Here is an 11,504-nt window from a genome sequence, read left to right on the forward strand (position 1 = left end):
TGCCCAACCAGTGGGAGTTCCCCGCCCCCGCCCTCGACGCCGACCTGGTGCGGGCGGTCGGTTCCGCGGTCCGCCAGCGGGTCGTGCTCCGCCTGGACTACGACGAGGACGAGCGCGGGCTCACCTCCCGGCTGGTCGAGCCGCACCACCTCGTCGTGTGGGCCGCCCGCTGGTACCTCGTCGCCTACGACCGGGCGCCGGGGTGCTGGGACGTCCTGCGACTGGACCGCGTCGTGCGCCCCACCGCGACGGGCCTGCCCTTCGCCGACCGGCCGGTGCCGGAGGGCGGGCCCGGGGAGTTCGTCCAGCGCACCCCGCGGCGCGGCGACCGCCTCGCGCCCTGGCCCTGCACCGGTTCGGCCGTGCTGGAGCTGCCGGCGGTGCTCGTCGCCCGGTTCGCCCCCGGCGGTGCCGTCGTCCGCCCGGTGGGGGAGGAGCGTTGCGAGCTGTCCATGGGCGCCTGGTCCTGGATCGGGCTCGCCGGGCTGTTCACCACCTTCGGCAGCCCCATGGTCGACGTGCGGCCGGCCGAGCTGCGGGCGGCCTTCTCGACGGCTGCCCGGCACCTGCTCGACGGCGCGGTCCCCCCCACCGCGGCGCCTCCCGCGACGGACGGGCGGACCGGCCGCGTCGCACCGCCGTGACCTCGCGCCAGGGCGGCGGTGGCCTCCACCGCCACGAGCACGTCGGGCTCGAACGGATGGCTGACGCCGATCGGCGAGGCCCGGGTCAGGTGACGGGGGTGCCCTGGTGGTACAGCACCCGCCACCCCCGCGGCGTGCGCTGCCAGGCCGTCACCCGCCGGGTCAGGCGCGGGCCCTGGCGCAGGGTGTAGGTCAGCAGGTAGGTGTCGGCGCCGAGGGCGCGGCAGTGGAACCCGGACGTCTGCCACGGGTCGTCGCCGCCCTCGGCGTAGCGGCGCAGCAGCACGTCCATCACGAACCGCCGGCCGTAGCGCCGACCGGAGGCGCCGACCTCGAAGAAGTCGGGGGCCATCTGCTGCTCGAGGTCCTCCGCGCCGGTCCCCAGCTCGGGGCGGTGGAAGAGCGGTTCGCGCGCCCGCAGCTCGCGCAGCACCGGCAGCAGCGCGGGCTCGGTGGGCGGCACGGGCTCGCCGCCGTCCGCGGGGTCCTCGGGGTCTACGGGGTCCACGGGGTCCATGGGGTCCATGCTGTCGGCGTCGGCGTCGGCGTCGGCGCGGGCACCGTGGCCGGGTCCAGCAGCCGGGGCACGCGCAGTCGCACCGCCCGAGGCTGCGGCAGGGCCGTCGGCGCGTTCAGCTGCTGCGGGTGCGCGCCGCGCGGCGCACGACGACGAACCAGGCCAGGCCCGTGAGCACGTGCATGGCGGCCAGCGTCACCCGGGTGGTGGTCCCGGCGTCCATGGACAGCGGCGCCGCGGTCGTCACGACGCCCGCGACGAGCCCCGCGACGGCGACGGCGGTCCACGCCCGGGCCCCCCGCGCACGCAGCACGAGCAGCAGGACCGTCCCGGCGGCGAGCCCGACGAGCGTCGCGACCACGACGGGTGCGGGGCCGACCTCCTGACCGGCGCTGCCGGGTCGCCCGACGACCATGTCGGCGCCGGCGAGCCGGCCGACGAGGAGGGCGAGCAGGTTGGCGACCAGGGCGCAGCCGGCGGCGAGCGCGCCCACCCGCAGGACGGCGGCTGGGCCCACCCGCGCCCGGGACGGCGTGCCGGGAGCGGTCGTCGAGGGAGAGGGCATCGTGGACCTCCGGTGGTCGAGCACCTCAAGCAGTGCGGTGAGGCTCCCCCAGATCCTTGAGCACGTCAAGCACCTGGGTACGATGCCCCGGTGCCCCCGTCGCCACCGGCCCCCACCCTCGACGAGGCGCGGGCGCTGACGATGCGGCTGTACCGGGTGGCCGACCGGGCCCGGGCCGACTTCACGGCCGTGGTGGCCGACCTGGGCCTGACGTCCCTGCAGGCGCGCGTGCTGCTGCAGCTCGGGGAGCCGACGCCCATGCGCGCCCTGGCCGAGCACCTGGGCTGTGACGCCTCCAACGTCACCGGCATCGCCCACCGGCTCACCGCCGCGGGGCTCGTGGAGCGGGTCGAGGGCCGGGACCGGCGGGTGAAGCTGCTGCGGCTGACGGCGGAGGGCGTGCGGCTGCGCGCGCAGGTGGCCGAGTCCGTCGCCGCGGGGGCGACGGTGACGGCCAAGCTCGACGCGGCGGAACGGGCCCGGCTGACGCAGCTGCTGGACAAGGTCCTCGCCTGAGGTCCCCCCGCCGCCGAACCCCGGCGCGCTACCCGAGGGTCTCCTCCCACCACGCCGAGAGCGGCCACGACCGCGCGGGCCCGGCGCCCGCGGCACGGTCGCGGTGCCACCGCAGGTGCGCGAGGACGGCCTCCACCACCGCCACGCCGAGCGGGGTCGCCGGCGGCCGCCGGACCTGCACCGCGCAGATCCAGCAGCCGGGCGGGCACGGCGCTGCCACGACCTGCGTGGTCCGCCTCGGGAACGTGCGCATGGGGCTCCTCGTCGTCGTGCCGGCGCCACCGGACCCGGGGTGCGGGCGCGCGGGAGCGCCGCGGGTCCCTCCGGTGGTGATCACCTGGTGATCAGGTGCCGGACGCTAGGAGCTGCAGCGCGCTGGAGGTCAACTCCCGCCCCGCGGGGGGCTCGGTGGTGGGTCGCCCAGCGCGAAGAGGGATTCGAGCGTCTCCTCCGCCTCGCCTCCGGGGTCGTGCGCGGTGGAGCCGCTCGCACCGGGAGCGGGCGCTGCCGGCGCCGGTGCCGCGAGACGGCGGGTGCCGGGTGGTGGGGGGCTGGCCATGGTGGTCCTCCTCGGTCGCCGCGGTGTGGTCGCCCCACGGTGCTGCCGCCGCCTTGTCAGACGGTTGCCGCCCGCTGACCTGCACCCGCCGCACCCTGCGAACCCGCACCCCCGGCGCCCGTGGCGCGGTGGGCTGCGAGCGCCTCGCGGGCGGCCCGCTCCGAGCGCGCGGCACCCGTGGCCCGGGCCGTCTCCAGCGCGCGTCCCAGCTGCGCCCTCACCTCCTCGGCGCCGGCGCCGGTGCGGGCCAGCGCCCGCGCCAGCGCCAGGTGCACCCGCGGCAGGAAGAAGCGCTCGCCGGTGCGCTCGGCCTCGCGCACGGCGCGGTGCGCGGCCTGCGCGGACTCCCGCCAGCGCCCGTCCTCGGCCAGCGCCTCGGCGAGGGCGCCGAGCATGAGGTGGCCGAACATGTGCCCGGCGGGCAGCGCCTGGAAGGTCGCCAGCGCCCGCTCCAGCTCGCCCACGCCCTCGCCGGCGCGCCCCAGCTGCGCCAGCGCCCACCCGCGGGGAGCGGTCGCGAAGGCCGTCAGCTGGTCGAAGCCGCGCCCGGTGCTCAGGTGCAGCCCCGCCTCGGTGGCCTCCAGCGCCGCCTGCGGGTCGTCGCGGAACGCCGCCCGCCACCCCTCGAGCACCGTGCGGTAGGCGCTGGTGTAGTCGTGCCCCAGCGCCGCCGCCGCCCGCTGGGCGCGGCGGGAGACCTCCTCGGCCTCCTCGTCCTCGCCCAGGAGGGTCAGCACGACCGCCAGCCACGCCGGTGCGGTCACCGCCGGGTGCTGCAGGAACAGCGCCAGGTCCACCTGCTCCTCGTGCTCGGCGGCGAGCGCGCCGGCGGCCCGCAGCTCCTCGCGCGCCTCGCGCAGGCGCCCCTGGTGCAGGCGCACCTGCCCCAGCGCGTGGTGGTGGGCCAGGCGCAGCATGAGGTCGTCGCGGCGCTCGGCGGCCCGCGCCAGCCGCAGGGCCGCGGCCTCGGCCCCGGGGAAGTCGCCGGAGACCAGCGCCACGCCCCACGCGCCCCACAGCGCCGACAGCAGGTGGCTGGCGGTGCCCACCTGCTCGGCCAGCTGCACGGCCCGGCGCCGCTGCTGGACGACCTCGGCGGCGTTGTAGCCGTGCAGCAGGGTCAGCAGGGAGCCCAGCCGCACCCGCACCTCGAGCTCCAGCTGCGCCGAGCGCGGGCCCGTGCTCGTGCCCAGCTGCGCCAGCGCGGTGCGCAGGTGCTGCTCGGCCTCGGTGTGCGCGGCGTGCCGCCCGGCCACCTCGGCGGCCAGCAGGCACGCGCGCACGGTGCGCTCGGGGTCGCCGAGCGCACCCGCCGCGACGTGGTGGTGGGCCAGGTGCGCGGCGACGGGCCCGAGGTCGCCGGCGTGCCGGGTCTCCAGCACCTCGGCCGCGCGGGCGTGCAGCGCAGCGCGCCGCATCGGCCCGATCGCGGCCAGCAGCACCTCCTGCACGAGGGCGTGCGTGAACAGGTGCGTGCCGGCGGTCCCCGGCCCGGCGTGCACGATGCCCGCGGCCGTGGCGGCGTCCAGGTCGTCGGCCAGTTCCCACGGCGGCCGCCCGAGCAGCTCGGCGAGCAGCCGCACCTCGAACTCGCGCCCCAGGACGGCGGCGGCCTCCAGCACCTGGCGGGCTCCGGTCCCCAGGTGCACCAGGCGCCGCTCCAGGACGGCCTGCACGCTGCGCGGCACCTTCAGGTCCGCGCGGCCGCTGCTGGCGCGCTCCTCGGCCAGCAGCCGCACCAGCTCGGCGATGAAGAAGGGGTTGCCGTTGGTGCGGTCGTGCAGGCGCTGGGCGGCCGAGGCGTTCACCGGCGCCGCCAGGCGCTGCACCGCGTAGCGCTGCACGTCGACGGCCGACAACCCCCGCAGGTGCACCTGGCGGGCCTGCGGCAGCCGGCTGGCCAGCGACAGCACCCGGTCGCGCGCCTCGCCGCCGGAGGCCTCCGGGTCGCGCACCGTCAGCACCAGGAGCAGGGGAGCGGCGGTGGCGCGGGTGGCGACGTGCTCGGTGAGCTGCAGGGTCTCCGGGTCGGCCCAGTGCAGGTCCTCGACGATCACCGTCAGCGGCCGCTGCCCGGCCAGCTGCTCGAGGAAGGCCGTCACCGCCTCGAAGAGCACCGTGCGCGCCGCCTCCGGGGCCATGCCCGCCACGTCCGGCGCGTCGCCGTGCCCCTGTTCCCGCACCGCCGCACCGCCGCCCGCGCCCGGCGTCCCCGGCAGCAGCAGCGCCGCCGCGGCGCCCCGCCCGGTGGCGGCGCGAGCCACGGCCGACGGCTCCCGGGACTCCGCCAGGGCGGTCAGCACCTGCCGCCACGGCCAGTAGGCCGGAGCGCCGGTGCCGTCGGTGCACCGCCCCCACACCACCTGCCCGCCGTCGTCCTGCACGTGGTGCGCCAGCTCCTGCGCGAGGCGGGTCTTGCCGATCCCCGCCTCGCCGACCAGGACGGTGCTGGCGGGCGTTCCCGCGGCGGCACGCCGCCAGGCCTGCAGGCAGTGCGCCAGCTCCTCGGCGCGGCCGACCATCGCCTCGGCCGCGCCGTCCGGGGCGCTCTCCGGGGTGCCGCCCGGGCCCGCGGGCCGGACGTCGCGCCCGGGGGCGGCGGTGCGCCCGCCCGCCGGGGCGGGCCGACGGGTGGAGCCGTCGCCGGTGGGCGCCCGCAGGGCCGGGTCCTGGCGCAGCACCAGCTCGTGCAGCCGCTGCAGCTGCGGCGAGGGGTCCGTGCCGAGCTCGTCGGCCAGCAGGGCGCGCGTCTGCTCGTACAGCTCCAGCGCGCTCGCCTGTTCCCCGCACCGGTACAGGGCCAGCAGCAGCGCCCCGCGCAACCCCTCGCGCAGGGGGTGCGCGGCCACGACGGCGGGCAGCCGTGCGGCGACGTCCTCGTGCCTGCCCAGCGCCAGGTCCAGTTCGGCGGCCAGTTCCGTCGCGGCCAGCCACGACCCCTCCAGCCGCGCGACCTCGTCGGGGACCACCTCCGCCCGCACGTCCGCGTACGGCTGCCCGCGCCACAGCGCCAGCGCCTCGCCGATCCGCTCGCGCGCCGGTGCCACCTCGCCCCGGGCCACCAGCTGGCGGGCGGTGGCGAACAGGTCGGTGAACAGGTGCGCGTCCACGTCCTCGCGAGCCACCTCCAGGCGGTAACCCGGTGCGCTCGTCACGATGACCGGGGTGCCCGCGCCGGACAACCTCTTGCGCAGCCGCGAGATCACGACCTGCAGGGACGTCGCGCTCGAGGTGCCGGCGTCCTCGCCCCACACCCGTTCCACCAGCGTGGAGGTGCTGACGGTGCGCCCCGCCTCGGCCAGCAGCACGGCCAGGACGGCCCGCTGCTGCGGTGCGCCGACGTCCAGGCGCTCGCCGCCCTCGAGGGCCCGCACGGGCCCCAGGACCTCGAAGCGCACGCGGTCCCCCCTGCTCGGCGGCCGGCCCCCGCCGGCCGGGCGGCGAGCAGGCTACCGCGCAGGAGGTCCCCCGGACCCGGCCCGCCCTCGCGCCGTCAGCGCAGCACGGCGACGCCCCGCTCGCGCAGGGCCCGCAGCGCGGGGTCGTCCTCGGCCACGTCGGTGACGACGCCGGCGACCTCCTCCAGCGGCAGGACGGTGAACGGCGAGGCCGCGCCGATCTTCTCCGCGCTGGCCAGCACGTAGGTGTCGGCGGCCCGGCGGGCCAGCGCGCGCTTCATGGCGGCCTCGTCCGCGTCGCCGGTGGTGAGACCCGCGGTGGCGTGGACGCCGGTCACCCCCAGCAGGAAGAGGTCGGCGTTGACGACGGCGGCGGCCTCGACGGCGGCCGCTCCGCAGGCCACGGCGGAGTGCTTGAAGACGCGGCCGCCGATGAGGTGGATCTCGACGGTGGGGTGCTCGACGAGGGCGGCGGCCACCGTCGGGCTGTGGGTGACGACGGTGGCGCGCAGGTCCTGCGGCAGGGCGCGCACGAGGGCCAGCGCGGTGGTGCCGCCGTCGACGATGGCGGTGCACCCGTCGGTGAGCAGCTGGGCCGCGCGCGCGGCGACCCGCTGCTTGCTGTCGAGGGCCAGGCCGCCGCGCACCGACAGGTCGGCGACGGCGGGGGAGACGGGCAGCGCCCCGCCGTAGACGCGCTGGAGCAGCCCCGCCGCCGCCAGCTCGCGCAGGTCGCGCCGGATGCTGTCCTCCGACAGGCCGAGCTCGGCCGCGAGCTCCTTGGCGACCAGCCGGCCGTCGGCGCGCAGCCGGGCCAGCAGCAGGTCCTGGCGTTGGGCACCCAGCATGCACGTTCCTCCACGTTTGCTCGTATTGCTTCACGTTCTTGCGCGTTGTGGTCTACCGTACTGCCATGACCTCGACCTCGACGCAAGCACCGACCTCCGCGAAGCCGCTGCTCATCCTCATCGCCGGTCCCTACCGTTCGGGGACGGGCGACGACCCCGCCCTCCTGGCCGCCAACCTGCGGCGGCTGGAGGAGGCCGCCTGGCCGATCTTCCGCCGCGGCCACGTGCCGGTGATCGGCGAGTGGGTGGCCCTGCCCGTGCTGCGCGGCGCCGGTGGGGACGGACCGGCCCACCCGGTCGCCGAGCAGGTGATGTACCCGACGGCGCAGCGCCTGCTGGAGCACTGCGACGCCGTGCTGCGCCTGCCCGGCGCCTCCCGCGGAGCCGACCAGGACGTGGCCATCGCCCGGCGGCGCGGACTGCCCGTGTACCACCACGTGGACGAGGTCCCGCCGGCCGCGCAGCCGCCGACGGAGGCGGCCCCGGTCCCGGCCTGACCGGGAGGGGAACTCCCCCGGGGGAACCCGGTGGGGGAACCCGGTGGGAGAACCCGGTGGGGACGTCCGGGAGGTCGCGGCCGGTGCCTCGACCTCCCCGGAGGGGAGCGTCCCGACCGCGGGGGACCCACTCTCCTGCGCCGGTTCCGGGGTCGGCCCCCCGGTGGGCCGCGGACCCGTCGCCGCGCCCGAGCCACCTCCTGAGGGTGCTCGCGGGGGCGGACGGGCTCGTCCCCCGCGCCGGGGGTCAGCCGAGCCAGCGCCGCCAGCCGGACGGGTCGGGCTCGGGGGCCGGTTCCTCGCCCAGCGCGCGGGCGGCCTCGGCGACGTCGTCGGCGGTCAGCGTCACGACGTCGGCGCGGTCGAGCTCCTCCGCGCTGCGGTCCCCGTCCCGCGTCAGCCGCAGCGCCTGGCGGTTGAGCGCCTGCTCGAACAGCGTGCGCGCGAAGCGGGCGTTGCCGGAGTCCTCACCGGGGTGCAGGCCGCCGAGGATCTGCCGGAGCGTCACCTCGGCGCCCGGCGCCAGCTCGTACTCGTGCTGGGCCGCGATGATCGCGAAGATCTCCTGGAGCTCGTCCGTGGAGTAGTCGGGGAAGTCGACCTCGCGGGCGAAGCGGGAGCGCAGGCCGGGGTTGGAGAGCAGGAACGACTCCATCAGCCGCGGGTAACCGGCCACGATCACCACCAGGCGGTGCCGGTGGTCCTCCATGCGCTTGAGCAGCACCTCGATCGCCTCCGCGCCGAAGTCGATGCGGCCGTCGCCCTCCGGCGCCAGCGAGTAGGCCTCGTCGATGAACAGGACGCCGTCCAGGGCCCGGCGGATCACCCGGTCGGTCTTGATCGCCGTCTCGCCGACGTACTGCCCGACGAGGGCGGCCCGGTCGACCTCCACCAGGTGGCCCTTCTGCAGCAGGCCGACCGAGCGGTACATCTCGGCCAGCAGGCGCGCCACCGTCGTCTTGCCCGTGCCCGGGTTGCCGAGGAAGACCAGGTGCTGGGACGTCGCGACCTCGGGCAGGCCGTGCGCCTTGCGGCGCGCCTGCACCTGCAGGAAGGCCACGAGCGCCCGCACCTGCTCCTTCACGGTGTCCAGGCCGATGAGCGCGTCGAGCTCGGCCTGCACCGCCGCGAGCGGCCGGGCCGGCCCCGGACGGCCGGCGAACCGGTCGCCCACCAGTTCGTCCACGCCCCGCAGCCCGGAGCGCCCGAGCTGGTCGCCGAGGCGACCCACCGTCTCGCGCAGGTCGTCCAGCGCCTTGCGGTTCAGGGCCATGCCGCGAGCGTAGGCGTCCTCGGCCCGCACCTCCTGCCGAGACCCGGGTGCCGCACCGCGCGCAGGGAACCCGCACCGCGTGCAGGGAACCCGCACCGGCGGGCCTGCCGCCTCCCGCCGCGCGCGCGGTCGCGGGCGGACCTAGCCTCGCGGGGACCGCGCTCCCGCCCGCCGCGCACGCGGCGCCGGCGGGGGCGCACCACGAGCGAGGAGGACGCATGAGCGGGGTTCCCGACCTGCAGCTGCACGACGGCACGAGCATCCCCCAGGTGGGCCTGGGCGTCTTCCAGGTGCCGCCGGAGCAGACCGACGAGGTCGTCCTGCGGGCCCTGGAGGCCGGTTACCGGCACGTCGACACCGCCGCCGGGTACGGCAACGAGGCCGGGGTGGGCAGTGCGCTGCGCTCCTCGGGCCTGGCGCACGAGGACGTCTTCGTCACCACCAAGCTGGCCAACGGCGAGCACGGGCGGGAGAAGACGCTGCGCGCCTTCGACGCCAGCACGGCCAAGCTGCAGCTGGAGGTGCTGGACCTGTACCTCATCCACTGGCCGCAGCAGGCCGACGACTACGTGGAGACCTGGCTGGCCTTCCAGGAGCTGCACCAGCAGGGGCGCATCCGCACCATCGGCGTCTCCAACTTCCAGAAGACGCACCTGCGCAAGCTGCTGGACGAGACCGACATCGTGCCCACGGTGAACCAGGTCGAGCTGCACCCGTACCTGACGCAGGAGGACCTGCGCGCCTTCCACGCCGAGCACTCCATCGCCACCGAGGCGTGGAGCCCCATCGCCAAGGGCGGGCAGCTGCTGTCCGACCCCGTCATCACGGGGATCGCCCAGGAGCTGGGCCGGGACGCGGCGCAGGTGGTGCTGCGCTGGCACGTGCAGCTGGGCAACGTCGTCATCCCGAAGTCGGTGACCCCCGAGCGCATCGTCAGCAACCTCGACCTGTTCTCCTTCGAGCTCTCCGAGGAGCAGGTCGGGCGGATCAGCGCCCTCAACCGCGACGAGCGCACCGGGCCCGACCCGGACACCTTCGGCTGACCCGCCCGTTGCGGGCGGGCGGGTTTCGCCGCCCGCCCGGCGGGTAGCCCGAGCGCAGGAGCGCGGCACCCGCCCCGCTCCGACGATCACCGGTTCCTCTCCGGAAGGTGGAGCTCATGCCCGAGGTGCCTCAGCCCGTCAACGACAACACGATCAAGGTGCGCCAGCTCAGCCACTACCAGTTCTCCTGGGTGGCCGGTGAGCCCGGGCAGAACGGCACCTACACGCTCCAGCTCGTCCTGGACCAGGGCGCCTGGGAGGAGGTCCTCACCCTCACCGCCGACGACGCGGACGCCCTGCAGGACCTGCTGGTGAACACCTCCGTCGTGCACTACGACGTCGAGCGCCGCACGCTGCTGTTCGGGGTGACCCCGGCCGGGGAGTGATCCCCCGGGTTCCCGGCGCCCGCGCCGGGAACCCGGAGCAGGCGCCGGCCGGCTCAGGAACCGGTCGGCGTCCGGGGCGGTGCGAGGGTGGAACCCTGCCGGCCGGTGCGCCCGATCCGCGCCGCGCGCAGGCGGACGCCGCGGGGGTTCCCGGCGATCAGCGGCAGCAGCCAGTGCGCGCTGCGGTCGGCGTCGACGAGGACCGCGCGCACCAGCAGGCTCAGCGGCACCGCCAGCAGGGCCCCGATCCCGCCGAGGACGTACCCCCAGAAGACCACCGACAGGAACGTCAGGGTGCTGGAGAGGCCCACCGCTCCGCCGACGACGCTGGGCTGCAGCAGGCCCTGGATGGCGACGTTGAGCACGGTGTAGACGATGACGACGACCAGGGCGTTGGTCGGGCCGTTGGCCAGCAGCGCCAGCAGCGCCGGGGGCACCAGGCCCAGGATGAAGCCGATGTTGGCGATGTAGTTGGTCAGGAAGGCCCACAACCCCCACAGCAGGGGCAGCGGCACCGCCAGCCAGGTCAGCGCGATCACGTCGAGGGCGGCGACGATCGCGCCGAAGACGGTGGAGACGACGATGAAGCGCCGGGTCCCGGCGGCGAAGTTCATCAGCGCGGTGATGGCCTCGGAGTGCTTCCACGTCGCCTGGGCCAGCAGCTTGGGGAAGACGGCGGCGTCCAGGGCCAGGAAGAACAGCAGCAGCAGCACGAACAGGAAGTTGGAGACGCCGGAGCTGAGCTGGCTCAGCGCGCTCTGGGCCACGCCGACGACGCGGGCGGTGTCGATGCTGTCGACGGCCTGGGAGATCTGCGAGCTGCCCACGCCGACCCGGGACAGCAGGTCCGTGCCCTGCTGCTGCAGCTCGGTGAAGCGGGGGCCGTAGCTGGGCAGCAGCAGCGCCAGGCGCGCGATGGACCAGCCCAGGGCGGCGGCGATGCCCAGCACCAGGACGTAGACGACCGCGAGCAGCGCCAGGGTGGCGACGAAGCCGGGCAGGCGGCGCTGCTGCAGCCAGGTCTGCACCGGGTGCACGACGATGACGAGCACCAGGGCCAGGAAGGCCGGGCCCAGCGTGCCGGAGAAGGCGCGGGCGCCGGCGATGGCGACCACGGCCCCGGCCAGGCCCAGCAGGAGCAGCACCGACTGCGGCAACCCGGTCGCCGGGCGCGGGGAGGTCGTCAGGTCGACCTCGCGGGAGCCGGCGCCGTCGGTGGGGGAGGTGGGCGGCTGCAGCGGCTCGGGTGGTGTGGGCA

At 76.6% G+C, this 11,504-nt stretch carries 12 protein-coding genes; 5 read left to right on the forward strand and 7 right to left on the reverse strand.

Features of this window, described 5'->3' with window-relative positions:
- Positions 1–644: helix-turn-helix transcriptional regulator (locus tag GTQ99_RS12965; RefSeq protein ID WP_166616152.1), on the forward strand; the 644-nt coding region annotated here is incomplete at its 5' end.
- A gap of 85 nt (positions 645–729) precedes the next feature.
- On the opposite strand, the gene GTQ99_RS12970 is transcribed toward GTQ99_RS12965, so the two are convergent.
- Together GTQ99_RS12970 and GTQ99_RS12975 are read right to left on the reverse strand one after the other, a co-directional pair.
- Positions 730–1,161 carry a nuclear transport factor 2 family protein gene (locus GTQ99_RS12970; RefSeq protein WP_205707399.1) on the reverse strand — a complete coding sequence of 144 codons (432 nt, stop codon included), beginning with the start codon at positions 1,159–1,161 and terminating at the stop codon, positions 730–732.
- Positions 1,162–1,276: 115 nt separating this feature from the next.
- Positions 1,277–1,726: a DUF6069 family protein gene (locus tag GTQ99_RS12975; RefSeq protein ID WP_166616153.1), complete on the reverse strand. Its 450-nt coding sequence runs from the start codon at positions 1,724–1,726 to the stop codon at positions 1,277–1,279.
- Positions 1,727–1,816: 90 nt separating this feature from the next.
- Here GTQ99_RS12975 and GTQ99_RS12980 point away from each other — a divergent pair, with 90 nt between their 5' ends.
- On the forward strand, positions 1,817–2,242 hold the full coding sequence (locus GTQ99_RS12980; protein WP_338074964.1) for a MarR family winged helix-turn-helix transcriptional regulator: 426 nt from the start codon (positions 1,817–1,819) through the stop codon (positions 2,240–2,242).
- 28 nt (positions 2,243–2,270) lie between these two features.
- On the opposite strand, the gene GTQ99_RS12985 is transcribed toward GTQ99_RS12980, so the two are convergent.
- From GTQ99_RS12985 to GTQ99_RS12995, 3 genes are all read right to left on the reverse strand, one after another.
- Entirely contained in the window at positions 2,271–2,495 is a 225-nt protein-coding gene (locus GTQ99_RS12985; protein ID WP_166616154.1) for a hypothetical protein, read from the reverse strand.
- Between the two features lie 362 nt (positions 2,496–2,857).
- Complete coding sequence (locus GTQ99_RS12990) at positions 2,858–6,199, reverse strand: BTAD domain-containing putative transcriptional regulator (protein ID WP_166616155.1); 3,342 nt, start codon at positions 6,197–6,199, stop codon at positions 2,858–2,860.
- Positions 6,200–6,294: 95 nt separating this feature from the next.
- Positions 6,295–7,047: a DeoR/GlpR family DNA-binding transcription regulator gene (locus GTQ99_RS12995; RefSeq protein WP_166616156.1), complete on the reverse strand. Its 753-nt coding sequence runs from the start codon at positions 7,045–7,047 to the stop codon at positions 6,295–6,297.
- A gap of 65 nt (positions 7,048–7,112) precedes the next feature.
- On the opposite strand from GTQ99_RS12995, the gene GTQ99_RS13000 reads away from it, so the two are divergent.
- The gene (locus GTQ99_RS13000) at positions 7,113–7,544 is read left to right on the forward strand and encodes a DUF4406 domain-containing protein (RefSeq protein ID WP_166616157.1); all 432 of its coding nucleotides are present in this window, start codon (positions 7,113–7,115) and stop codon (positions 7,542–7,544) included.
- 247 nt (positions 7,545–7,791) lie between these two features.
- Here the strand turns inward: GTQ99_RS13000 and GTQ99_RS13005 are convergent, their stop codons facing one another.
- Positions 7,792–8,817 carry an AAA family ATPase gene (locus GTQ99_RS13005; protein WP_166616158.1) on the reverse strand — a complete coding sequence of 342 codons (1,026 nt, stop codon included), beginning with the start codon at positions 8,815–8,817 and terminating at the stop codon, positions 7,792–7,794.
- A 218-nt stretch (positions 8,818–9,035) separates the two neighbouring features.
- On the opposite strand from GTQ99_RS13005, the gene GTQ99_RS13010 reads away from it, so the two are divergent.
- Positions 9,036–9,860: an aldo/keto reductase gene (locus tag GTQ99_RS13010; RefSeq protein ID WP_166616159.1), complete on the forward strand. Its 825-nt coding sequence runs from the start codon at positions 9,036–9,038 to the stop codon at positions 9,858–9,860.
- Between the two features lie 116 nt (positions 9,861–9,976).
- A complete protein-coding gene (locus GTQ99_RS13015) occupies positions 9,977–10,246 on the forward strand; it encodes a hypothetical protein (protein ID WP_166616160.1) in 270 nt (89 codons plus the stop codon).
- 53 nt (positions 10,247–10,299) lie between these two features.
- Here the strand turns inward: GTQ99_RS13015 and GTQ99_RS13020 are convergent.
- The coding region (locus tag GTQ99_RS13020) for an AI-2E family transporter (RefSeq protein WP_205707400.1) at positions 10,300–11,504 on the reverse strand (1,205 nt) is incomplete at its 5' end.

The organism is Kineococcus vitellinus (assembly GCF_009906315.1).
In the GTDB taxonomy this organism is placed as follows: Bacteria; Actinomycetota; Actinomycetes; order Actinomycetales; family Kineococcaceae; genus Kineococcus; species Kineococcus vitellinus.